We start from the raw sequence: 23,932 nt of genomic DNA, 5'->3' as shown, positions 1-23,932 counted from the left end.
GCGTAGACAACATTCCGAGGTGGACGCAAGCAGCAGATTCAAAATTTGCGCGACGGATGGCAAAACCGTCGATTTGCCCCCTAAGCCCGCTGCCGCGACCGATCTTTTCTGCGGATCAGAATGTGTAGTTCAATCCAAATCGTAAACCACGATACTTTGGCGTCGATTTGGTGGTGAAGTTTGGTCCCAGTTCGACGGTTTTCGATTCGAACTGCAGGTATTCGATCTCACCGGTAATCGACCAGTGTTCGTTCAGCTTGTGCTCGGCGCCCAGGCTGGCCGAGAAACCTTGCCGGCGGTCCGATTCTTCGAAACGCGATGATGAGCTGATATCGGTCAGCGAGGTCGTGGTGGTGATGTCACCCCGCACATATCCCACGGTCACGAAATACAGAATGCTACCGCTTTGGTTGGTCAGACCGTTCTTCAGGCGAACGGAAAACACATCCGAAATCGCTGACCTGCCGGTCACGGTCGTTTCACCGATCACGGACGAAGTGCTGTCATCCAGCGTGCCGTAGTCATAACCGATCTCTATGCCGTAAACATAGTCGCGCCCGCCTTTGGCAGGCAGCACACCGCGCCAACCACCGCGAAACCCGCCATAGTTGCCATTGGGCTTGAGGTCGCCAAGACCAAACACCGTCTCGCCGCTTACACGCAGGCCAAACTCATCCGAACCACCAGATGCGTGCCCACCGCTGACACCCAGATAAAATGCGCTGACATCCCACGCAAAACGATCCGAAGCGGTCGGTTCCGGAGCAATTACATCCGGTTCGGTTACTTCACCGATCGCATCACCGGCAAGCGATGGTGCGGCGCAGCTCAACATCACGGCAACGGACATCAAAATCCGAGAATACCCCCGTCGCGGGAAACACATACGGCTCACTACTCACACCTCCACTCACAACCTCTGCCGCGACTGGTCTTTGCCTGACCTGCGCAGAAAGAAAACCCAGAGTTTTACCCCAGCAAAATCTGGTCCTTCTCGGAACATGACTGCGATTGATAAATCAAGGGTTAAATTCCACTGAATTTTACCCCTATCTCACGGGCTGGATGGCCTACAGCAACTCACCGGCCAGCGAATTCGCCCCGGAGGCCGTGATCCTGACCTGTCGCAAATCACCGCTCTGAACATCAGCATTTGCAACGTGAACAGCGTGCAGATACTCGGATTTTCCAACCATCTGGCCCGGTTGGCGCCCAGGTTTCTCAAACAGAACGTTGACAATGCGCCCGACCATGGCGTCCTGAATCTCGCGCTGATGACGGGTGATCATCGCTTGCAGGCGCTGCAGGCGATCATCCGCCTGTACGGCATCCACCTGTGGCCGTTCTGCCGCAGGGGTGCCGGGCCGGGTCGAGTATTTGAAGGAATAGGCATAGCCGTACCGAACCTCTTCCACCAGATCCAGCGTCGCCTGAAAATCCTCTTCCGTCTCTTCGGGGAAACCGACGATGAAGTCGCCCGACATCAGAATATCGGGGCGCGCAGCGCGGATTCGTTCGATCAGCCGCAGATAGCTTTCAGCGGTATGGCTGCGGTTCATCCGCTTGAGGATCTTGTCCGATCCCGACTGCACCGGCAGATGCAGATAGGGCATCAGCTTGTCGCAGGTGCCATGCGCCTCAATCAGATCATCGGCCATGTCATTGGGGTGCGAGGTGGTAAAGCGAATGCGCTCCAGCCCGTCGACCTTGTTCAATTCCCAGATCAGTCCGGCCAGAGTCATGTCCCCATTCGGACCAGCACCGTGATAGGCGTTGACGTTCTGACCCAGCAACGTGATCTCGCGCACGCCGCGTTCAACCAGATCCTGCGCTTCGCGGATGATGCGGTCGGCTGGCCGGCTGACCTCGGCGCCACGGGTGTAGGGCACCACGCAGAAGGCACAGAATTTGTCGCAGCCTTCCTGAACCGTCAAAAAGGCCGTAGGGCCGCGCTTGGCCTTGGGCCGGTTTTTCAGCTTCTCGAATTTGTCCTCTTCGGGGAAATCGGTGTCCAGCGCCTTTTCACCTGTGCGGGTCTTCGCCTCCATTTCGGGCAGGCGGTGATAGCTTTGTGGACCCACCACCAGATCGACCAGCGGCTGGCGGCGCATGATTTCTTCGCCCTCGGCCTGCGCGACACAGCCCGCGACGCCGATTTTCAGATCGGGCTTCTCAGCCTTCAGCCCCTTGAAGCGGCCCAGTTCCGAATAGACCTTTTCCGCAGCTTTCTCGCGTATATGGCAGGTGTTCAGCAGGATCATATCCGCATCGTCTGCAGATTTCGTCTCGACATAGCCCTGCCCGCCCAGCGCTTCGGCCATGCGCTCGCTGTCATAGACGTTCATCTGACAGCCATAGGTCTTGATAAACAGCTTCTTCGGTTCGGACATGGATCGGGCCTCTGGGTTCGCTGGATCGGCGTCGTCTATACGCAACGAACGCCGCTTGCAATGCCGGCGCAATTACCCGAATTTGTCCGGAATTTCCAGCAAGACAGCGACCGGACAGGCGATGCACTACGATTCCCTCGATCACTTCCTGAAATCCGGTCGGACAGCGCTCGATAAAGGCCCCGTCGCTTTGATCTTTGCCGAGGATGATGTCGAACTGGATGGCACCTTGCGGCACCATCTGAGACTTGGCTTCAAATCCGTTATCGCGTTCATGCCTGCAGAGTTCACCCTCGGCGACGAAGTGACGGATCAAATCCACCGCGTCTCCCTGACCTGTGCACCACGCACCGTGGTGTTCGACGCCATCAACCGCATCATCCAGACTGCGCCCGATATCTGGATGTACTACTGTTACAACGCCGAATACCTGATCTTTCCCTTCTGCGAGACCCGCACCATCGGAGAGTTGCTTGCCTTCCACACCGAGGAACGGCGCGCGGCGATGCTGACCCATGTGATCGACCTGTATGCCGATGACCTCACGGCCTTCCCGAACGGCGTCGCGCCGGATCGTGCGATGCTCGACAGCACCGGATATTACGCCCACACCCGCCACGATGCCGGGGGCAAGCCGCTGGACCGGCAATTGGATATGTCCGGCGGCCTGCGCTGGCGATTCGAGGACCACATCCCCTATGCGCGCCGCCGCATCGACCGGATCGGGTTGTTCCGGTCAAAGCCCGACCTGAAGCTGCTGCCGGATCACACCTTCAACGAGGCTGAATACAACACCTACGCCTGTCCCTGGCACAACAATCTGACAGCGGCCATCTGCTCTTTCCGCGCGGCCAAAGCGCTGAAAACAAATGCGGGATCAGCCTTCGGCATCTCTGATTTCCGCTGGGCGCACTCGGTGCCGTTCGAATGGAACTCGGCCCAGTTGCTGCAACTGGGCCTGATCGAATCCGGTCAGTGGTTCTGATCCGCATTTCATCTGACCAAAAATACTCCAGGGGAGTCGCGGCCTGCAGCGACGGGGGCATTGCCCCTCCCCTCACCTCTGCAAAAGAACCGGAAACCAATCCTCACGCAAATGCTGTCCCGGCACCATCTCATGCCCCGGAAACGGAGGCGACGTGCGACCTGGCCGCTCGACATAGCGCGCATCGTCGCCCACCAGACGCAGCGAAAACGCACGCCGACGGCTGGCAGATTGATTGCCCCGCGCGCCATGCAATGTGCGATAGTTGAAGGCCACCGCGTCACCGGGCTCCATTTCGAACTCGACCACCCGCATGCCTTCGGCGTCCGGATCCGGAATGGGGATGTACTGACCTTCATCGGGGAAGAATCCCTCTTCGCTGACCCAGCGGGTCGGCAGCACCTCTTTCTCCCACCGGTGCGAGCCCGCCACACAGCGCAGGGTCGCCTGCTTCACCGGGTCCAGAGGTGACCAGAAACTGATCGTCTGCTGACCTTCGACAAAGTAATAGGGCCCGTCCTGATGCCACGGCGTTGCCATCGAGGTGCCCGGCTCTTTCACCAGCACATGGTCATGAAACATCTGCACCCGGTTCGACTGCATCAAATCTGCAGCAACCTCGGCTGCGGGCGAATTCTCGATTACGTCCCGGAACTGCGGAATGCGGGTCCAGTTGCAATAGTCGTCGAAGAACCGCCCCGTCTCACCCTCTTTCTTGTTTTCCGAAGCATACGGTCCCGGTTCGGCCATATTGGCAGCCACCCCGTCGCGCAGGGCGTCAACGTGGTCAATAAAAAGTCCTTTGATCAGTACGACACCATCGGCCTGAAAGGTGTCGATCATCTTTTGGGTGACAAGGCGGTGCGGCATTTCAGTCTCCAATACAGCTCAACTTGATCTGCACATGAATGTTGTCACTGTTCAAATCATATCTTTTAAACTTACTATTAACTTCATGTTATATATTTCTCTGCGCCAGTACGAATACGTTTGCGCCATCGGCCGGTGCGGCAGCCTCTCGCTGGCCGCAGAACAGGTCAACGTTTCGCAACCCGCCCTGTCCAACGCCCTGACCCGTGTCGAATCGCATCTGGGATATCCCCTGTTCTCGCGCCGACGCGGTGCGGCGATGGCGTTGACACCTCAGGGCCGAAAATTCATCGAAGAAGCCGAAGATCTGCTGAATCACGCCGCGCTGTTGGAAAATTCAAAAGAACCTGTAGCAGGCGCAAAGAGGCTGCGGCTGGGCTGTTTCATAGATCTGGCCCCGTTTCTGTTAGCCCAGGCCCTTCACACGCTTAAACGCAAGCTGCCTGATATAGAGGTGACCCATGGCGTCGAGAGTTTTGAGGATCTGATCACTGGCTTGATCGAAGGCACGTTCGATCTGGCCATGACATATGACCTGGGTATGGACGCGGGATTTACCCGTTCAAAACTGTTCGACAGCAGTCCCTGCGCGCTGGTCAGCCCGGACCACCCCCTTACCAAGCGTCGTCAGACAACGCTGGCAGAACTCGAATCTTACCCCTTGATTCTGTCCAAAGAAGGCTTGTCCGCCCAACATGTTCTTGGGTTATTCAAACAGCTCGGACTGAATCCCACGGTTTCAAATCGCGCTGAATCGCTGGAGATCCTGCGCAGTTTCTCGGCACATGGCGAAGGGGTTGGAATAAGCTATGCAAGCCCAGAAAACGCATACAGCTATGATCGCCTGCCATTGATCAGCGTGCCGATAAGCGATCCGAGCGCGACAGAGGCTGTGGTTCTGGCCCGCCATGGCACCGGGCCAACGGACGCAATCATTGCAACGGCTGAACAGGCGCTGCTCGAAACTATGCAATCGGGGTAATTACTGCTTTCTGCGCAGGCGGATCACCACATCGACCGAGGCAATCTCGACCCCATCGGGGGCCTGCGGCAATTGCTGGATGACCAGCTGATCCGAGGGCGCATCGCTCAGGCGGCTTTCATCTTCCCAGAAGAAATGCGGATGGTCATGGGTGTTGGTATCGAAATAGCTTTTCGACCCATCCACGGTGATTTCCTGCAACACGCCTGCCTCGCAGAACGCCCGCAGGGTATTGTACACGGTAGCCAGCGACACCGCGTCGCCTTTCTTTTTGGCGGACTCGAACAGACTTTCCGCCGTTACATGACGATGCAGCCCGTCGCCGACGAGCAACTCGGCCAGGGCAACCCTCTGACGCGTCGGTCGCAATCCTGCGCCAACCAACCAATTCGTCGCGATTTCACGGCTCTGGGGTGTCATGAATCCGATACCTGTGTTTTCCTACCCTTTATATAAGGGCGCAGGCACAGCAATTTCAAATGAAATTCATTCGCAAAGAATGTCGTAAGCACAACATGATATGGCGCCCTGCTCTTGCAGGACCTTGCATACGGGTGCTAGGTGAGGCCAGATATAACGAACGGACCCTGGCAGGAGAGGCGGCAAGAATGGCCCAATTCCCGAGCAGCTTTGACAAAGACGATCTGCTGAAATGCGCCCGCGGCGAACTTTTTGGCCCGGGCAATGCGCAGTTGCCCGCTCCACCGATGCTGATGATGGACCGCATCACCGATATCTCGGAAGATGGCGGCGCGCATGGTAAAGGCCATGTACTGGCCGAGTTCGACATTACGCCCGATCTTTGGTTCTTTGACTGCCATTTCCCCGGCAATCCGATCATGCCCGGCTGTCTGGGGCTGGACGGTCTGTGGCAGCTGACCGGTTTCAATCTGGGCTGGCGCGGCTGGCAGGGGCGCGGCATGGCCGTTGGTGTGGGCGAGGTCAAGCTGACCGGCATGGTGCGCCCGGACCGCAAGATGCTGACCTACAAAATCGATTTCAAAAAGGCGATTCAGACCCGCCGCCTGACCATGGGTGTGGCGGATGGTATCGTCGAAGCGGACGGCGAAATGATTTACGATGTCAAAGACATGAAAGTCGTTCTGTCCGAAGCCTGAGCCTGACGGCCCCAAACTAAGGAGCACGCACATGCGTCGAGTAGTTGTCACCGGTTTGGGGGTTGTCTCCTCCATCGGGAACAATGCCGAAGAGGTCCTGGCCTCACTCAAAGCTGGAAAATCCGGAATTGAGGCCAATGAGCAGATGGTTGAACATGGCTTTCGCAGCCAGATCGCCGGAACGCTCAAGATTGATGTGGCCGAGCATGTGGACAAGCGCACGCTACGGTTCATGGGCCCCGGTGCCGCCTATGCCCATATCGCGATGAGTCAGGCCATTGCGGATTCCGGCCTGAGCGAAGATCAGGTGGTGAACCCGCGCACCGGTCTTGTGGCCGGGTCTGGCGGCCCCTCGACCAGCGCCATGCTGACCGCGCATCAGACCGTGCTGAAAAGCGGCGCGACCAAGCGGATTGGGCCGTTTGCGGTGCCGAAATGCATGTGCTCGACCATTTCCGCGAACCTCGCGACCGCGTTCAAGATCAAGGGCATCAACTATTCGATCACCTCGGCCTGCTCGACCTCGCTGCATTGCATCGGCAACGCAGCGGAACAGATCATGCTGGGCAAGCAGGACGTGATGTTCGCAGGCGGCGGCGAGGAACTGGACTGGACTCTGTCCTGCCTGTTCGATGCCATGGGTGCGATGTCGTCGAAATACAACGATACGCCCGAGAAAGCCTCGCGCGCGTTCGATGAGAACCGCGACGGGTTCGTGATTTCCGGCGGCGGCGGCATCGTCGTGCTGGAAGAACTGGAACATGCACTGGCCCGTGGCGCCAGGATTTATGCCGAAGTGACCGGCTATGCCGCCACCTCGGACGGCCACGACATGGTGGCCCCGTCCGGCGAAGGCGGCGAGCGGGCGATGCGCCTGGCACTGGACACGCTGCCCGAAGGCCGCAAGGTCGACTATATCAACGCTCATGGCACCTCGACCCCGGTCGGCGATGTGGGCGAGGTCGAGGCCGTGCGCCGCATCTTTGGCGAGGGCAACGTGCCGCCAATCTCGTCGACCAAATCGATGACCGGCCATGCGCAAGGCGCGGCAGGCGCGCTTGAGGCGATCTTCTGCCTGCTGATGCTGGATAACGATTTCATTACGCCGTCGATCAATGTCGACACACTTGCCGAAGGCATCCTGCCCGGTGAAATTGCAACTCAAGTGGTTGAAAACGCAGGACTGGACAGTGTCATGACCAACAGCTTCGGCTTTGGCGGCACCAACGGGTCCATGATTCTGTCTAAGTATAACGGGTGAACAAGATGTCGGATCTTCTCAAGGGTAAACGCGGCCTGATCATGGGCGTGGCCAATGACCGCTCGATCGCGTGGGGCATTGCCAAGGCCATGCATGAGGCGGGCGCGGAACTGGCATTCACCTATCAGGGCGAGGCGTTCGGCAAACGGCTGGAGCCGCTGGCGCAAAGCCTGGGCAGTGATTTCATGGTCGATGCGGATGTTACGGATGACGAATCGCTGGACCGTGCGTTTGACGAGCTGGGCGCACGCTGGCCGACCATCGACTTTGTCGTTCACGCCATCGCCTATTCGGACAAATCCGAACTGACAGGTCGGTTCCTGAACACCACACGGGCGAATTTCAAGCATTCGCTGGACGTCTCGGCCTATTCCTTCATCGAAGTCGCGCGCCGCGCCTATCCGCTGATGAAGGACAATGGCGGTACGCTGCTGACGCTGACCTATCAGGGATCTAACAAGGTTGTGCCCAATTACAACGTGATGGGTGTGGCCAAGGCGGCGCTGGAATCGGCAACCCGCTATCTGGCAAATGATCTGGGTCCCGAGGGCATCCGCGTGAACGCAATCTCACCCGGTCCGATGAAGACGCTGGCCGGCGCTGCCATCGGCGGTGCGCGCAAGACCTACAAGTTCTGCGACCAGAACGCGCCGATGCGCTCGAACGCCACGCTAGAGGCGGTGGGCGGCACCGCGGTCTATCTGGCATCGGATGCGGGCACCTATACCTCGGGCGAGATTATTCGCGTCGATGGCGGCTATCACATTCTGGGTATGCCGCAGCCCGAAGCGATGTGACCTTTTCTTTCCCTGCCGATGCCAAGATTTAACCATCTTTGACCGGCAGGGATTGCTATATGAGCAAACTCGAACAGATCCTGGCCAGCAATGGGCGGTCACTTTACTTCCGGCGGAAGGTCGGAGGCATACACGCGAGCGTTTTACTTGTTACGCTCAGCATGCTGTTATTCGGATTGGTGTTCATGACCCAACCGCAGGTTCGTGATGCGGTCGGGCCTTTACTTGCCCAGATACCAGGGCTCTGACCCAAAGGTCAGTTGATCGAAACGATCTCGATATCGAAAATCAGGTCTTGCCCGGCCAACGGGTGATTGGCGTCGAGCGTCACGGTCGCTTCATCAGCCTCTACCACCGTCACTGGCAAGGCCTGCCCATCCGGGGTTTGCATCTGCAGCTGCGTGCCCGGTTCCAGCGGGATGTCATCGGGGATACCTTCACGCGGGATCTGCTGCCGCATACCCGGATTGATCGGACCGTAGGCGTCGGTACAGGCGATTTCGACACGTTTCTTTTCACCGATCTCCATCCCCGGCAGCGCCGCATCCAGACCCACAATGATCTGCCCCGACCCAACCGCAAACTCCAGCGGATCGCGCCCCTCGGAACTGTCGAAGACTTTGCCGTCCAGCAGAGTTCCGGTGTAATGGATGCGAACGGTGTCGCCTTGTTTGATTGCGGTCATGAGGGCCTCCGGCCTGTAAGGGGATAAACGCCGCAGCCTAGAGGCTGACACGGTATTGTAAACCCTGCCCTCTTTAACCTGTGAAGCGGTTGTGCTTACCTGCGCCCGATCAGGGGAGGATCAGATGGCAATCACCACTTGTGTATTCGACGCTTACGGCACGCTTTTCGACGTCGCAGCAGCCGCGAGACAGGCCGCCGCCGAGCCGGGTTTCGAGGCGCTGGCTGACAAATGGCCCGAATTGGCCAACCATTGGCGTCTGAAACAGTTGCAATACACCTGGCTGCGCGCCGTGGCCGATGCGCATGGCGATTTCTGGGACGTGACGCAGGACGGGCTGGATTGGGCGCTTGAGGCGACCGGCTTGCAGGATGACGACACCCTGCGCCAACGCCTTCTGGATCTTTATTGGGAATTGCAGGCTTATCCCGAAGTCCCCGAGATGCTGAAGACGTTGAAAGCGGGTGGTCTGCAGACGGCCATCTTGTCCAACGGGTCGCCTCCGATGCTGGACGGCGCGGTGCAATCCGCCGGGATCGCAGAGGTACTGGACGACGTGCTTTCAGTCGAAAGCGTCGGCGTCTTCAAACCACATGCCAGCGTCTATGATCTGGTACAGGGCCGGTTCGGCTGCGCCCGCGACGAGGTCCTGTTCGTCAGTTCCAATGGCTGGGACGCCGCCGGCGCCAGCGGTTATGGCTTTGTCACCGCATGGGTCAACCGCTCGGGCGAGCCGATGGATCGTCTGCCGTGGAAACCGGCGCACGTGTTGTCTGATCTGACATCGATTCCGCAGCTTGCAGGGCTGTGATGGCATTTTTCACCACGTCCGATGGCAAACACCTTTATTTCGAGGATACCGGGTCGGGTCAGCCCCTGCTCTGCCTTGCAGGGCTGACCCGCAACAACCGGGATTTCTCCTTCCTTGCGCCGCATATCAACGACTTGCGGATGATCGCGATGGACTATCGCGGACGCGGGCAGTCTGACCATGACCCGGACTTCATGAACTACAACATCCTGCGCGAAGGGCTGGATACGATCGAGTTGCTGGACCATCTGGGCCTGCAGAGGGCCACGATCCTCGGCACCTCGCGCGGCGGGTTGATCGCCATGGCGCTGGCCGCCAGCCATCCGGATCGTCTGGCTGGTGTCGTCCTGAACGATGTCGGGCCAGTGATCGAAGCTGAGGGGATCGCCAAGATCATAGATTATGTGGGCAAGCCGCCCGCTGCAAAGACCTATGAGGAGGCTGCAGAAGCCCTGCAGAAAATCATGGAGCCTCAGTTCCCCGGTGTGCCGCTCTCCATCTGGCGGCGGCAGGTTGAACATCAATATCAGCAAACCGAGACCGGCCTTGACCTGCGCTATGACAGCGCCTTGCGCGAGGCGCTGATCCAGCAGGCCGCAGCAGGCCCGACGCCCGATCTTTGGCCGCTGTTCGACGCATTGCGCGATATCCCGACCGGAGTGATCCGGGGGGCGAACTCTGACCTGTTCGGGGCCGCCACGCTCAGCGAGATGCAAAGCCGCCATCCCGGCCTGATCTCAGCCGTGATCGCAGACCGGGGGCATGTGCCGTTTCTGGATGAGCCAGACGCCCTCGACGTCATCCGCAAAACACTGGACGCGATATGAGCAGCATTGAATTGATCGAAGCCGCCGCCGAGCGGCTGAACGGGCATGTACGCGAAACGCCTCTGCTGTCTTCTCCGTTTCTGGACGAGATTGCCGGACGCAGGGTGCTGGTAAAGCCTGAATGTCTGCAACACACCGGCAGTTTCAAGTTTCGTGGCGCATGGTCTGCAATTTCGGCGCTGGATGAGGCGGTGCGACAACGAGGTGTCATCGCTTATTCCTCGGGCAATCACGCGCAGGGGGTAGCCTATGCGGCCAGCCATCACGGGATATCCTCGGTCATCATCATGCCATCGGACGCGCCGCAGCTGAAGATCGAGAACACGCGCGCCTTGGGGGCCGAGGTCGTGCTGTATGACCGCGCCAATGAAAGCCGGGAAGAGATCGGCGAGGCACTGGCCACCCAACGCGGGCTGACCCTGATCCGGCCGTATGACGAACCGCAGGTTATCGCGGGACAGGGCACCGTCGGGCTGGAACTGGCGCGGCAGGCAAAGATTCACGGCGTGACAAAAGCCGATGTGCTGGTCTGCTGCGGCGGAGGCGGACTGACCTCGGGCATCGCATTGGCGCTGGAGCATCACGCCCCCGGCCTGCGCGCCCGGCCTTGCGAACCGGAGGGGTTCGATGACATCAAACGCTCGCTTGCATCGGGCACGATCCAGACCAACCCCGCGTCGTCTGGCAATATCTGCGACGCAATCCTAACCCCGCAGCCGGGGCAGATCACTTTTCCAATCCTGAACCGGCTCTGCGGTCCCGGGCTGTCGGTGACCGAACAAGAGGCGTTGCGCGCGATGGGGTTGGCGTTCCTGCGCCTCAAGATCGTGCTGGAACCGGGCGGTGCTGTCTCGCTGGCCTCGGCGCTGTTCCGGGCTGATCAGATCGAAGGCGATGCGGTGATCGTCGTCGCTTCGGGTGGCAATGTGGACCCGCAGGTTTTTAAACAGGCGTTGGAATTCCTGACCTGACAATCGGCCCCAACCGGTGCACAATCGCACCTCAAAGCCATTTGCTCAGGACTCATTTGATGCACATCGCCGATCTTGGAGACGTCAGGATACATTACCGCGTCGACGGAGACCCGGACGGCGCGCCGCTGGTCTTCGCCAACTCGTTAGGCACCGATATGCGCCTGTGGGACGGGATTGTGCCGCTGTTGCCCAAGGGTCTGCGCATCATTCGTTTCGACAAGCGCGGCCATGGCCTGTCTTCGCAACCTGACGGGCCATATTCCATGGGGACGCTGGTACGGGACGCTGAACGGCTGCTGGACCATCTTGAGGTCAAGGATTGCATGTTCGTCGGCCTGTCCATTGGCGGGATGATTGCGCAGGGTCTGGCGGTCAAGCGCATGGATCAGATCCGCGCGCTGGTCCTGTCGAATACCGCCGCCAAGATCGGCACGCCCAAGATCTGGCAGGAGCGTATGGATGCGGTCCGCAAAGGCGGGATCGAGGTGTTGGCGGATGCCACCATGGAGCGGTGGTTCTCAAGACCCTTCCACGCCAGTGCCGATCTGGCCTTGTGGCGCAACATGATGGTGCGACAACCCGAAGAAGGATATCTCGGTTGCTGTGCCGCGATTTCGGGTACGGATTTCTATACGCCCACCAGCGGCCTGCGGCTGCCAACGCTTGGGATTGCAGGCAGCGAGGATGGTTCGACCCCAGCCGATCTGGTGCGCGAAACCGTCGATCTGATTCCCGGGTCCCGGTTTGCACTGATCCGCAGGGCGGGCCATTTGCCCTGTGTTGAGCGACCGGCGGAATATGCCGATTTGCTCGTGAATTTCCTGACCGAAACCGGGCATGTGTAAGGGAGCGTAGATTTGGCTGATTTCCTGCTGGTTCACGGATCATGCCACGGCGCCTGGTGCTGGCGCGACCTGATCCCCGAACTGACCACGTTCGGACATACCGCGCGCGCCATCGATATGCCCAGCCACGGCTCGGACCCGACGCCGATTGCCGATGTAACGCTGGACACTTGCCGCGATGCAGTTCTGAATGCCGCGACACCCGATACGATTGTGGTCGGACATTCCTGGGGTGGCTATCCGGTCAGCGCTGCCGCTGAACATGCGCCCGACGCGATGCGGGGGCTTGTCTATCTCTGCGCCTATGTCCCGCAATCCGGTCTTTCGATGGTCGAAATGCGCAAACGTGCGCCACGGCAATTGATCGGAGATGCCATTGAAAAATCCGCCGATGGCCTGTCTTACAGCGTCTTGCCAGACCGGGTGCACGGGCTGTTCTATCATGACTGCCCGCGCGCGGTGGTTGCCTATGCCTTGGGTCGGCTCTGCCCGCAGGCAATCGCGCCGCAAAACACACCACTTGAGATCGGTGAAAACTTCGCACGTGTACCAAAGGCCTATATCCGCACGACCGACGACCGGACCGTGCCGACCGAATATCAGGCCGAGATGGCGCAGTCGGTGGAACCGGGGCCGAGCCTGACAATCGACAGCTCTCATTCGCCGTTCTTTTCGCATCCCGAACATCTGGCTGGACTGCTGCACCAGATCTCGCAGCAGATATAGGGGCATTCGGACCTCCGTATATGGCATTGGGCACAACAGCGACACGCGAGTGGCGGATTCTGCCTTGCCTGTTGACCCGCAACGGGCCACCGTGACCTCAAAAGGAACGGGGAGAGTCATGCAATCCATCAAAGCAGCCGTGTGCCGTGAATTCGGCGCGCCATTGGTGATCGAGGATATCCTGATCGCGCCGCCCGCCATGGGCGAAGTTGAGGTCACACTGGAAGCGGTGGCGATCTGCCACTCGGACATCTCATTCGCCAGCGGCGCATGGGGGGGGCATCTGCCCGCCGTCTACGGGCACGAAGCCGCCGGGGTCATCTCGGCCGTGGGAGATGGCGCCGGAGACTTCAAGGTCGGCGACCCGGTGGTCGTGACACTGATCCGCGCCTGTGGGTCTTGTCCTTCCTGCGCGGGGGGCAAGCCAACCATCTGCGAAACGCCGTATGACACCGTCAATGGGCCGCTGCGCACTGCCGATGGTGGCGCGCTGGAACAGGCGATGGCCTGTGGGGCCTTTGCCGAGAAGGTCGTGGTCAGCCATCGTCAGATCGTCAAAATCCCCGAGACATTGCCCAAGGACCTCGCCAGCCTGCTGTCCTGTGGCGTGATCACCGGGGTTGGTGCAGCTGTCAATGCCGCAGGGCTGCGTCCTGGTCAGGATGTCGTCGTGATCGGAGCAGGCGGTGTCGGCCTGAATGCCATTCAGGGCGCGCGCATCGCCGGGGCCCGCCGCATCGTCGCCGTGGACATGACCGAGGAAAAGCTTGAGATCGCCAAGGAGTTTGGCGCAACCCACGGCGTTCTGGGCAGCCTCAATGAGCCTTGGAAAGCTACCTTCAAGGCGCTCGGCGGGCGGGGCGCAGACGCGGTCCTGATCACCGTCGGCGCGATCCCGGCCTATGATCAGGCCCCCCGCTATCTGGGCCGGGGCGGCAAGGCGATCATGATCGGGATGCCGCATTCCGGCGATATGTCCAGCTACGAACCCGTGGTTCTGGCCGCGCTGGGTCAGGGAATGGTCGGATCGAAAATGGGCGATGTGGTGATCCAGCGGGATATCCCATGGATGATCGACCTGTATGAACAGGGGCGGCTGAAACTGGATGAACTGATCTCGGGCCGCTGGTCGCTGTCGCAGATCAACGAGGCCATCGAGGACACAAAGACCGGCGCCGCCAAGCGCAATGTGATCATGTTCGGCAAGAGCTGACATCCGGGGAAGGAGCGCCGCATGAAACTGCAGGATCTCGATATCATTGTCACCGCGCCTCCGGCACCCGGTTGGGGCGGGCGGTATTGGATATTGGTCAAGGTCACGACCGATACGGGGGTGACCGGATGGGGGGAGTGTTATGCCTCGTCCGTTGGCCCTGAAGCCATGAAACATGTCATCCGCGATGTGTTCGAACGGCATATGTTGGGCGAAAACCCCGAGAATATCGAACTGATGTTCCGCCGCGCTTATTCCAGCGGCTTTACCCAGCGCCCCGACCTGACGGTGATGGGCGCGTTTTCAGGGCTCGAGATCGCCTGCTGGGACATCCTTGGCAAAGATCGGGATCGTCCGGTTTATGCGCTGCTGGGCGGGCGGATGAATGACCGGATACGGTCCTACACCTATCTCTATCCGCTGCCGCAGCATAATTTGACGGATTTCTGGACCTCGCCGGAGCAGGCCGGTGAATGCGCCGCCGAAATGGTGCGGCGCGGCTATACCGCGGTGAAGTTCGACCCTGCCGGTCCCTACACCATCCGAGGGGGGCATATGCCCGCGATGACCGACATTTCGCTCTCGGTCGCGTTCTGCAAGGCCATTCGCGAGGCAGTGGGGGACAAGGCGGATCTTCTGTTTGGAACCCACGGACAATTCAATACCGCCGGGGCCATTCGTCTGGGTCAGGCGTTAGAGCCATTCTCGCCGCTCTGGTTCGAAGAACCCACACCACCCGACATGATCGAGGATATGGCCCGTGTGGCCCGCGCCGTTCGTATCCCCGTCGCCACGGGTGAGCGGATGACCACCAAGGCCGAATTCGGTGCGGTTCTGCGCGCAGGCGCGGCCGAAATCCTGCAACCCGCGCTTGGACGCGCAGGCGGCATCTGGGAAATGAAGAAGGTCGCGGGCATGGCCGAGGTATTCAACGCCCAGATGGCCCCGCATCTTTATGCCGGGCCCATCGAATGGGCCGCCAATACCCATCTGGCCGCATCCATTCCAAACCTGCTGCTTTTGGAATCCATTGAGACGCCATTCCACGATCAACTGATCAAGGGCTCGATTCGGGTCGAAGATGGCTTCGTCACCCCACCCACCGCGCCCGGTCTCGGGATCGACGTGGACGAGGATCTTGCCCGCGCCCACCCCTATTCGGGCGACGGGTTGCACCTGCAGATGCAGGAAGATCCCTGCGATTATAGGCACGGAAACGCCTTTCAGGGTGGTGCTCCGGCGACCGAGGGGTGACAATCCGCAGCCGGATAGGGCATATTATTCAGACCCCCTAACGATATATCGGTTTTTTTCGTGACGACTCAGCCCTCAGAGACCAGAACACTTCCCGCAGACCCCTCGGCTGACATGAAGGAAAGTGCCACACAAGCGACAGCGTTTCTGAAAGCGCTGGCTCATGAGGGCCGCCTGATGATCCTGTGCTATCTTGGCGCAGGCGAAAAATCTGTTGGTGAGTTGGAAGACTTGCTGGGGATGCGGCAAGCCGCCGTCAGCCAGATGCTGGCCCGTCTTCGCGAAGAACGGATGGTCAAGGCACGGCGCGATGGAAAGACGATCTATTACGCGCTGAACGACGGCAAAACCGAACGCATCATCGCATTACTCTATGATATGTTTTGCAAACCTGAAAGCTGATCTGACTAGTTCGAGACATAGCCCGAGATCACCTGCAGCAGCTTGAACGCGGTTGCGGCGTCGTTTTCGACCACGGCCAGGAATTCCTCTTCCCCGATACGCAGACAGGACAGCTCGGTCTCGGCCACCATACTTAGGGCGCGGGGTTCCTTGCGGATCAGGCCCAGCTCACCCACCAGCGCCCCTGCCCCGACTTTGGTGATCAGCTGGTCCGCCTGCCCCGGCTGCGGCAGATACAAGCCCGCCTCGCCTTCCAGAATGACATAGGCACCGTCAGTCGGCTGATCATCCTTCAGGAAAATCACCTGCCCCGGCTTGGCATCGAACCAGCGTGCACCAAAGGCCAGCAGGCGCAGCTGACGCCGGTCGAGGCCAGAAAACAGCGGCGTTTGTTCCAGCGCCCGCAGCTTGCGCCCAAGGTCAGCCGAGGCCGCGCCATCGCCTTCGATATCGGTGGGTCCATCATCCGTCACCACCCGACCTTGCCGGATTTCAACATGCATGTCGAATACATCCGGGTTTTCGAACTGATCGTTCAAATAGATCACGGTCGCATCCGGCAGCAATTCGCGCAGGTTCTTGTAAACCGCAACCTGCGTCTGCATGTCATAACTGGCCAGCGCGTTTTCGAGGATCAGGATGTCCGGCTTTTTGATGGTCGCGCGGGTAAAGGCCAGAGGCTCGGCAAATACCGCAGGCAGATTTTGCCCGCCCAGCGCCACCGGAACGTCATAGATCAATTCGACCACCATCGGGCGCGCGCCGTTTTCGGCCAACACATCGACGATCAGTTTACGTGCCTCATCCGTACGCGCGCCGCCGATCTGGCTAACCTTACCGAAAAGCGCGTTCTCCATCACCGTCAATCCGGGGGCGAAGGCATGTTCATCCAGCGGCACAAAGACATCATGCAGCCGTTCTAGAAGTTTCTCCGAGTGGCTGTGCCGGAGTTCCAGAATGCGGTTCTTCAACTCGTCTGAAAAGGCAGGCCCGATCTGTTCCGCCGAGATTACGAAGGGCACTGCCAGCAGATTGGCAAGCTGCTCGTCGTTCAGCCCGCCAACGCCTTCCTTGCGGGTGAGCTCGACCAGCTCAACCGCGGCTTCGTAAGTTTTGACGTCAAGGCCCAGCTTGCGGAACAGCGGATGATCGGTGCCGTCCAGCCCGAAGATCTGGCGCAGCATCTCGATCACATCGCGGGTCAGATTGGCCAGGGTCTCGTCCAGACGCAACTCGCGCAGCTGACCCAGAAACACCGTCTGCTGCGCCAGCAATTGCTGTGTGACCGGAACGCAGGGCGTTGCAAACAGCAGGTTTTCGGCCACAGGCAGCGCCGGATTATAGGCATCCCGACCAAATACCAGCGCCTGTTGTTCCAGCCCGGCATCGCGCACGGCCTTTTGCACCAATGGACGCAATTCGATCAGTTTTGACGCAAGTGCCGGACGCTCATCCGCGTTGAAAACCTGCTCGGCCCCCCTTTGGAACAGCGTCGCGCCCGAGCCCATTCCGTCGATCAGTTTAAGCCACCATTCGCGCAGATGCGTAGTATCGTCGAACCCCACCAGGCTGGGGTCCAGCCATTCGGTACGGAAGGGGTCGGTACTGTTGCCTGCGCGCAAAGTCTCGACAAAGTCGGGATCGTCAGTTGCGGTGGATATGGGGCGAGACCGGATCGGCATCATCACGTTATCGCCCAGCGACCCCTGGAACATCACGGGGCGTGAGGTTGCCAGCCCGATCCGAGCCGCAACGACGCCTTGATGCAGCCCGGCCATGTCGACGCCCCCAACTTCAAGCCGCCCCGAGGTGGGCAGGATCTCACGCGTCAGCAATTCGGTAAGCGCGTGGCGGTCCTCTTCGCTGGGGGCCGAGATACCGATGGTCTTGCCAGCCGGAAAGGTCAGTTCCAGATCATCCAGCACCTGATTGCCGTCAATATCGCGGACCGAGACGCGATCCAGTACGATGTCGCCGTTCAGATGCGGCCGCGCTGCGGGCTCTCCATCGAAGAGGGCTTCATCGATCATCCCGTCGGGCGCGAAACGTTCGACAACCACCTCCCAGCGCAGTGACATGTCCTGCGTCTGGTTGTAATAGGTCAGCAACTCCTTCCACGGCGAGCTGAGGTCCTTATACGCCGCCAGCGCAGCCACAAGCGCCCCCAGCGAGACCGAGCCCTGCAGCACCAGCAGGCCGCCCACCAGATAGAACATGAACGGCGTCAGCTGCGAGATGAAGTTGTTGAGGAACTTCATGAAGAATTTCTTCTGGTAGATCTCAAAGCGGATGCCGAACAGCCGCCCCAACTGGTCCGAGATCATCGCCCGGCGATAGCGCCAGCCGCCATTGGCCCGCAGTGTCGAGGCCCCGGCGGCGTTCTCACCGATCTGGGCGGCCAGCACGCGGACCTCTTGAATGCGTTTCTTGTTCAGCAGATTGATCTGACGTTGCAGGCGCGGAATCAGCCAGGCCTGCAGCGGGATCAGCGCCACCGCCGCCAACCCGAACCAGACGCTTTGCAAAAACAGGAAGGACAGGATGGTGATCATCTGACCGGCCTGCAGCACCGGCTGGCTGATCGCATCTCCCATCAACCCACCCATCGGCTCGCTTTCGGCGGTGATCATCGACACCATTTCGCCCTGGCTTACACGCTCGAAATAAGGTTGGGGAAACCGCAGCGCGCGGCTGATCAGCTGGTAGCGGAACCGGCGCAGCATCCGCTCGCTCAACACGCCTTTCATGGTGTTGATGCGCATTTTCATCAGGCCGTGGGCCAGAACCGCAGCCAGAAAAGCAAAGCACAAAATCATCAGGAAGGTGGTCTGCGGCAGGTCATAGCCCCAGACATTGACAATATCGCTGGTCGCACCAATCGCGTCGTTGATGATGCGTTTGGGCAGCTCCAGCGTCAGATACAGCAACGGGAACAGCGTCGCCGTTACGGCCAGCAGGATCAACTGGTCGCGTTTGGAGTATTTCCAGATGAACCGAAAAATCGTTCGTTCTATGGAACCCGCCCCTGCTTTTGATCCGCCGCGAAAACCGATGTTTTTGGCGTGAATACAACGGCCCGAAGTTACCGCAATCGTGTCCGTGGACGCAATTAAATTTACAAATTGCGCCGAAATGCCCTTGTGTGAACAAGTTCATTTGCGCGGCGGCCAATTACCCCCTAATCTTCTGATTCAGGACGATATCGGGAGGATTATTTTGCCTGCCAGCTTTGGCGCTGTGTTTCTGTTGCTCTGCCTGCTTCAGATCAAACACATGTTTGCCGACTATTATTTACAGACGCCCAAAATGCTGTCCGGGCGAGGCTCGTATTTACATATCGGGCGCGCGCAACATGCTGCTGTGCATGTTGTCGGATCTGTCCTCATCTTTGCTTTGTTCCGTGCACCGGTCGAATTCATTCTGATCATCGCAGCACTGGAATGGATCGTACATTTCCACATCGACTTTGCCAAAGCGCATTATTCCGACCGCAGGCAGCTGCAACCCAATCAGGCCGCTTTCTGGCGTGCGGCGGGTCTGGATCAGCTTATGCACAACCTGACCTATATCGGCATGGCCTGGGCCTGGGTGGCCTTCGCGACCTGAAAATCAGGGCACAATCGGGCGGTTTTGCTTGATTGTGCGTAACACAACATTGGTCTGCGCGCTGGCGACCGCCGGCAGGCGGAACAGAAAATCCTCGAGAAAGATATTGTAGGCCGCCAGATCGCGGCACAATACGCGCAGGTGGTAATCGGCCTGGCCTGTCGTCGCATAACACTCCTGCACTTCCCGGCTCGACTCGACCGCGCGAATGAAATCAACGATTTTCTCGGGGTCGTGGCGCGTCAGGTGGACATGCACGATCGCCTCAAACGTTAAACCCATGGCAGGGGGGTTCACCAGCGCCCCGTAACGCTCGATCACGCCCACCTCTTCCAGCGTCCGCACCCGGCGCCACAAGGCCGAAGCCGACATCCCGACCGCATTAGCCAAATCGGCGTTGGATAAACGGCAGTCCGTTTGCAGCAGCGCCAGAATACGGCGGTCTCTGTCATCGAGTTTTGTCATGATGCAAAATTTATCCTACCACTACGTGATTATCGAATAAAATATCCAACTTTTGCTAATTACATGCAAACTCTGACAGAATTATCCAGATATTTCGGCTTAGAATACCAACTCCCAAAGGTAATACCCATGGATACCCGGAATGAGCCATCACGAGCCTGCCCCCCGCACCTATCAGCTTGAGGACCGATATGAACAGACCCAGGGCCGGGTCTTTCTGACCGGCACACAGGCGCTTGCACGGATCATGATGGATCAGGCCCGACGTGATCGTCAGGCCAGACTGAACACTGCGGGGTTTGTCTCGGGCTATCGCGGGTCGCCGCTGGGCGGGCTGGATCTTGAGCTTTGGCGTGCAAAGGAACGGCTGGATGCCGACCGCATTACATTCATGCCCGCCGTGAACGAAGACCTTGGCGCGACGGCAGTTCTGGGAGCGCAACAGGCAACGCTGGACCCGCAATGCGAGGTCGAGGGCATCTTCTCGATGTGGTACGGCAAAGGCCCCGGCGTCGACCGGTCAGGGGACGCGCTGAAACATGGCAACGCCTATGGATCGGCCCCCAAGGGCGGCGTGCTGGTGGTGGCGGGCGATGATCATGGCTGCGTCAGTTCATCCATGCCACACCAGTCGGATGTCGCCTTCATGGCGTGGTTCATGCCGACATTGAACCCGGCCTCGGTCGAAGAATATCTGGAGTTTGGCGAATACGGCATCGCCCTGTCCCGCTTTTCCGGCACATGGGTCGGGTTCAAGGCCATCTCGGAAACGGTGGAAAGCGCGCGCTCCGTCGATCTGCGTCTGGATCGCAATTTCACGCTGCCGCAGATCGAAATGCCAGAACGCGGCCTGCATGTGCGGAGCGCCGACCTGCCCTCGCCCGAGATCGAGACCCGTATCCGGCACAAGCTGCGCGCCGTGCGGGCCTTTGCCGAAGAGAACCCGATTGATCGGCGCATCTATGACATCGACAAGGCCAAGTTCGGTTTCGTGACCACCGGCAAAGGGCATCTCGACCTGATGGAGGCCTTGCGTCTGCTGGGTCTGGACGAAGACGCCTGCCGCCGTCTGGGGATCGACATCTACAAGGTCGGCATGGTCTGGCCACTGGCGCGGCGCAACGCGCTGCGATTTGTGAAAGGCAAGGCCGAGGTTCTGGTTGTCGAGGAAAAGCGCGGCATCATCGAAAGCCAGTTCAAGGAATATTTCTATGACTGGCCGGGCGACAAGCCCCACAAGATGGTTGGTAAGTATGACAGCCATGGCGAGCCGCTGATCCCATGGACCGGCGAACTCAGCCCCCTGATGCTGGCCCCGATCGTGGCCGCCCGTCTGGACACGTTCTTTCCGGAAGAACGCTTGCCCGCCAAGGCGCGGGCTCTGACCGAAACGCCTGCGCCGGTGATCAATGTGTCAGGCGCGGTGCGCACGCCCTATTTCTGCTCGGGCTGCCCGCACAATACGTCGACCAAAGTTCCCGAAGGCTCTACCGCGGCAAGCGGGATCGGCTGTCACGTCATGGCGTCGTGGATGGATCGCGAGACGGTCGGCTATGCCCAGATGGGGGGTGAAGGCGTGCCCCATGTTGTCGCCTCGCAATTCAATGGCGGCAAGCACATATTCCAGAACCTTGGCGAGGGGACGTGGTACCATTCGGGTTCTCTCGCGATCCGTCAGGCGGTCGCGGCGGGGACGAACATCACCTACAAGATCCTCTACAACGATGCCGTCGCAATGACCGGAGGGCAGTCGGTGGACGGCCCCGTCAGCGTAGCGGGTATCGCTCAGACCTGTCGCGCTGAGGGGGTCGAGCGGATCGCGCTGGTTTCGGACGACATCACCAAATTTCAACGTACAGACTTCCCGGCGGGCACAACGTTCCACGACCGGGCCGAGATGGACGGGCTGCAACGCGAACTGCGCGACATCCCCGGCGTCACCATCCTGATCTATGAACAAACCTGCGCCACCGAAAAGCGCCGCCGTCGCAAGCGCGGCACGATGGAGGACCCCTCGACATTCGTCTGGATCAACGATCTGGTCTGCGAAGGCTGCGGCGATTGCTCGGTCGCGTCAAACTGCCTGAGCGTCGAGCCGCGCGAAACCCCGTTGGGACGCAAGCGCAAGATCAATCTGAGCTCGTGCAATAAGGATTTCTCGTGCCTGAACGGGTTCTGCCCGAGTTTCGTGACCATCGAAGGCGCAACCCGGCGAAAGCGGGCCGTCGCGCTTGACCTTGATGCGCTTGAGACCGGCCTGCCAAGCCCCAGGCTTCCGTCTTTGGAAAATCCCTTTGATCTGCTGGTGACCGGCGTCGGTGGCACCGGGGTGGTCACGGTCGGGGCTCTGATCACCATGGCGGCGCATCTGGAAGGCAAAGGTGCCTCGGTTCTGGATTTCACCGGATTTGCCCAGAAGTTCGGAACCGTGCTTAGCTATATCCGCCTTGGCACCGCGCCCGGGGCGCTCAATCAGGTGCGTATTGATCAGGGTGCCGCTGACGCGGTGATTGGTTGTGATGTTGTGGTCAGTTCTGCCCCCAAGGCCTCGGCCCATTATGCCCGGGGCACGCGCGTGGTGTTGAACAGGGCTGAGATGCCGACCGGAGACCTCGTGCTACGGCGTGATGCGCAATTGCGGGTCGATGCGCGGGAACAGGCGATTGCCGATGTGGTGGGCGTGGACAACCTGTCCAGTCTGGATGCGAACGCACTGGCCGAGGCGCTGTTGGGGGATGCGGTCTTCGCCAATGTCATCATTCTGGGTTACGCGTGGCAAAAAGCGCTGGTTCCCGTAACGCAGACCGCATTGGCGCAGGCCATCCTGCTGAATGGCGTCGCGGTTGAAAAAAACCGACTGGCCTTCGCCCTTGGACGTTGTCTGGCAGTTGATCCTGATCGGATTCAGGGATCAGTGCAAACGGCTGAGGCGGAAGAAACGTTGGACCAGATGATCGCCCGCCGGGTCGCGTATCTGACAGATTATCAGAACGCCGCCTATGCAGACCGCTATGCGCAACGGATCGAGACCATCCGGGCGTCAAAGCCGGAATTCTCTGATCGCATCCTGGCATCCATCGCTCGCAACCTGTTCCGTTTCATGGCCTACAAGGACGAGTTCGAAGTCGCCCGGCTGCAGACCTCCTCGGCCTTCGCAGATGAGTTGGCGCAGCAGTTCGAGGGTGATTTCAAAACCAGATACCATTTCGCCCCGCCAATGCTGAGCTGGCGCAAGGATGAGAGGGGAAGGCCCATCAAACACACTTTCGGACCCTGGCTGCGCCCGGTCCTGAGCACATTGGCCCGTGCGAGGGCATTGCGCGGCAAAATCTGGAATCCGTTCGGATATCACTCCGAAGCGCGACTGCACCGCGCCATACTGACTTGGTACGAAACCCTTCTGGACCAGCTCGCATCAAACGCCGCTGCCCTGCCCGAGGCGGAATGGCTGGAACGTCTGGCCGAAGCAGATGAAATCCGGGGTTTCGGTCCGGTGCGCGCAGACAGCTTTGCGGCGGCACGCAAACGGGTCGCCTAGCCCGTAATCGAGAAACTGTTCTGGGCGTTGATCGGTCGCTTCCGGAAATAGCACACGGCATCAACGCCCGGACCAATATGGGGAAGCTCAGACCTCAGCGGATTGCGATCCAGCGACAGGGCTATTTATTCGGCCTTCGGCACGTTGACACACACGCGGGACGGATCAGACCGGCGCGGATGA

The 23,932-nt window shown here is 59.6% G+C and carries 22 protein-coding genes; 15 read left to right on the top strand and 7 right to left on the bottom strand.

Features of this window, described 5'->3' with window-relative positions:
• Window positions 1-115 precede the first annotated feature (115 nt).
• Together ACR0K9_RS00405 and miaB are read right to left on the bottom strand one after the other, a co-directional pair.
• A complete protein-coding gene (locus ACR0K9_RS00405; RefSeq protein ID WP_480819874.1) occupies window positions 116-850 on the bottom strand; it encodes an outer membrane protein in 735 nt (244 codons plus the stop codon).
• Between the two features lie 220 nt (window positions 851-1,070).
• Window positions 1,071-2,390 carry a tRNA (N6-isopentenyl adenosine(37)-C2)-methylthiotransferase MiaB gene (gene miaB, locus ACR0K9_RS00400; protein ID WP_480819873.1) on the bottom strand — a complete coding sequence of 440 codons (1,320 nt, stop codon included), beginning with the start codon at window positions 2,388-2,390 and terminating at the stop codon, window positions 1,071-1,073.
• Window positions 2,391-2,511: 121 nt separating this feature from the next.
• Between miaB and ACR0K9_RS00395 the strand changes: the two genes are divergently transcribed.
• On the top strand, window positions 2,512-3,375 hold the full coding sequence (locus ACR0K9_RS00395) for a hypothetical protein (protein ID WP_480819871.1): 864 nt from the start codon (window positions 2,512-2,514) through the stop codon (window positions 3,373-3,375).
• 72 nt (window positions 3,376-3,447) lie between these two features.
• On the opposite strand, the gene ACR0K9_RS00390 is transcribed toward ACR0K9_RS00395, so the two are convergent.
• The gene (locus ACR0K9_RS00390; protein WP_480819869.1) at window positions 3,448-4,245 is read right to left on the bottom strand and encodes a phytanoyl-CoA dioxygenase family protein; all 798 of its coding nucleotides are present in this window, start codon (window positions 4,243-4,245) and stop codon (window positions 3,448-3,450) included.
• On the opposite strand from ACR0K9_RS00390, the gene ACR0K9_RS00385 reads away from it, so the two are divergent.
• Entirely contained in the window at window positions 4,208-5,227 is a 1,020-nt protein-coding gene (locus ACR0K9_RS00385) for a LysR family transcriptional regulator (RefSeq protein WP_480819867.1), read from the top strand. The two genes, ACR0K9_RS00390 and ACR0K9_RS00385, sit on opposite strands and share 38 nt — an antisense overlap.
• Here ACR0K9_RS00385 and irrA read toward each other — a convergent pair whose 3' ends face one another.
• Window positions 5,228-5,647, bottom strand: a complete 420-nt coding sequence (gene irrA / locus ACR0K9_RS00380) for an iron response transcriptional regulator IrrA (protein WP_480533953.1) — start codon at window positions 5,645-5,647, stop codon at window positions 5,228-5,230.
• Window positions 5,648-5,835: 188 nt separating this feature from the next.
• Between irrA and fabA the strand changes: the two genes are divergently transcribed.
• The 3 genes from fabA to ACR0K9_RS00365 are packed head-to-tail and all read left to right on the top strand — an operon-like array spanning window position 5,836 to window position 8,403.
• A complete protein-coding gene (gene fabA, locus ACR0K9_RS00375; RefSeq protein WP_058283235.1) occupies window positions 5,836-6,345 on the top strand; it encodes a bifunctional 3-hydroxydecanoyl-ACP dehydratase/trans-2-decenoyl-ACP isomerase in 510 nt (169 codons plus the stop codon).
• Between the two features lie 31 nt (window positions 6,346-6,376).
• Window positions 6,377-7,606, top strand: coding sequence for a beta-ketoacyl-ACP synthase I (gene fabB, locus ACR0K9_RS00370; RefSeq protein WP_480819865.1), 1,230 nt, complete (start codon window positions 6,377-6,379; stop codon window positions 7,604-7,606).
• Window positions 7,607-7,611: 5 nt separating this feature from the next.
• Window positions 7,612-8,403 carry an enoyl-ACP reductase FabI gene (locus ACR0K9_RS00365; RefSeq protein ID WP_480533959.1) on the top strand — a complete coding sequence of 264 codons (792 nt, stop codon included), beginning with the start codon at window positions 7,612-7,614 and terminating at the stop codon, window positions 8,401-8,403.
• Window positions 8,404-8,659: 256 nt separating this feature from the next.
• On the opposite strand, the gene ACR0K9_RS00360 is transcribed toward ACR0K9_RS00365, so the two are convergent.
• Window positions 8,660-9,088 carry an FKBP-type peptidyl-prolyl cis-trans isomerase gene (locus tag ACR0K9_RS00360; protein ID WP_480533961.1) on the bottom strand — a complete coding sequence of 143 codons (429 nt, stop codon included), beginning with the start codon at window positions 9,086-9,088 and terminating at the stop codon, window positions 8,660-8,662.
• 124 nt (window positions 9,089-9,212) lie between these two features.
• Here ACR0K9_RS00360 and ACR0K9_RS00355 point away from each other — a divergent pair, with 124 nt between their 5' ends.
• The 8 genes from ACR0K9_RS00355 (at window position 9,213) to ACR0K9_RS00320 (ending at window position 16,140) form a co-directional block, all read left to right on the top strand.
• Window positions 9,213-9,899, top strand: a complete 687-nt coding sequence (locus ACR0K9_RS00355; protein WP_480819863.1) for a haloacid dehalogenase type II — start codon at window positions 9,213-9,215, stop codon at window positions 9,897-9,899.
• On the top strand, window positions 9,899-10,726 hold the full coding sequence (locus tag ACR0K9_RS00350; RefSeq protein ID WP_480819861.1) for an alpha/beta fold hydrolase: 828 nt from the start codon (window positions 9,899-9,901) through the stop codon (window positions 10,724-10,726). Before ACR0K9_RS00355 ends, ACR0K9_RS00350 begins: the two co-directional genes overlap by 1 nt.
• Entirely contained in the window at window positions 10,723-11,697 is a 975-nt protein-coding gene (locus ACR0K9_RS00345; RefSeq protein ID WP_480819859.1) for a threonine ammonia-lyase, read from the top strand. Before ACR0K9_RS00350 ends, ACR0K9_RS00345 begins: the two co-directional genes overlap by 4 nt.
• Before the next feature lie 59 nt (window positions 11,698-11,756).
• Window positions 11,757-12,545: a 3-oxoadipate enol-lactonase gene (gene pcaD / locus ACR0K9_RS00340; RefSeq protein WP_480819857.1), complete on the top strand. Its 789-nt coding sequence runs from the start codon at window positions 11,757-11,759 to the stop codon at window positions 12,543-12,545.
• Window positions 12,546-12,557: 12 nt separating this feature from the next.
• Entirely contained in the window at window positions 12,558-13,271 is a 714-nt protein-coding gene (locus tag ACR0K9_RS00335) for an alpha/beta fold hydrolase (protein WP_480819855.1), read from the top strand.
• Between the two features lie 118 nt (window positions 13,272-13,389).
• Window positions 13,390-14,484 (top strand): Zn-dependent alcohol dehydrogenase, encoded by a 1,095-nt coding sequence (locus tag ACR0K9_RS00330; protein ID WP_480819853.1) that lies wholly within the window; start codon window positions 13,390-13,392, stop codon window positions 14,482-14,484.
• A 21-nt stretch (window positions 14,485-14,505) separates the two neighbouring features.
• Window positions 14,506-15,738 carry a mandelate racemase/muconate lactonizing enzyme family protein gene (locus tag ACR0K9_RS00325; RefSeq protein ID WP_480819851.1) on the top strand — a complete coding sequence of 411 codons (1,233 nt, stop codon included), beginning with the start codon at window positions 14,506-14,508 and terminating at the stop codon, window positions 15,736-15,738.
• 114 nt (window positions 15,739-15,852) lie between these two features.
• Window positions 15,853-16,140 (top strand): ArsR/SmtB family transcription factor, encoded by a 288-nt coding sequence (locus tag ACR0K9_RS00320; protein WP_480820607.1) that lies wholly within the window; start codon window positions 15,853-15,855, stop codon window positions 16,138-16,140.
• A gap of 5 nt (window positions 16,141-16,145) precedes the next feature.
• On the opposite strand, the gene ACR0K9_RS00315 is transcribed toward ACR0K9_RS00320, so the two are convergent.
• On the bottom strand, window positions 16,146-19,142 hold the full coding sequence (locus ACR0K9_RS00315) for an ABC transporter transmembrane domain-containing protein (RefSeq protein WP_480820605.1): 2,997 nt from the start codon (window positions 19,140-19,142) through the stop codon (window positions 16,146-16,148).
• Between the two features lie 214 nt (window positions 19,143-19,356).
• On the opposite strand from ACR0K9_RS00315, the gene ACR0K9_RS00310 reads away from it, so the two are divergent.
• Window positions 19,357-19,746, top strand: coding sequence for a DUF3307 domain-containing protein (locus ACR0K9_RS00310; protein ID WP_480533977.1), 390 nt, complete (start codon window positions 19,357-19,359; stop codon window positions 19,744-19,746).
• Window positions 19,747-19,749: 3 nt separating this feature from the next.
• Here the strand turns inward: ACR0K9_RS00310 and ACR0K9_RS00305 are convergent, their stop codons facing one another.
• Window positions 19,750-20,211: an Lrp/AsnC family transcriptional regulator gene (locus tag ACR0K9_RS00305; protein ID WP_480819849.1), complete on the bottom strand. Its 462-nt coding sequence runs from the start codon at window positions 20,209-20,211 to the stop codon at window positions 19,750-19,752.
• A 142-nt stretch (window positions 20,212-20,353) separates the two neighbouring features.
• Between ACR0K9_RS00305 and ACR0K9_RS00300 the strand changes: the two genes are divergently transcribed.
• Complete coding sequence (locus ACR0K9_RS00300; RefSeq protein WP_480819847.1) at window positions 20,354-23,749, top strand: indolepyruvate ferredoxin oxidoreductase family protein; 3,396 nt, start codon at window positions 20,354-20,356, stop codon at window positions 23,747-23,749.
• Window positions 23,750-23,932 lie beyond the last annotated feature (183 nt).

Source organism: Ruegeria sp. L12 (assembly GCF_056531745.1).
This window is presented reverse-complemented; position numbering and strand designations above follow the sequence as displayed.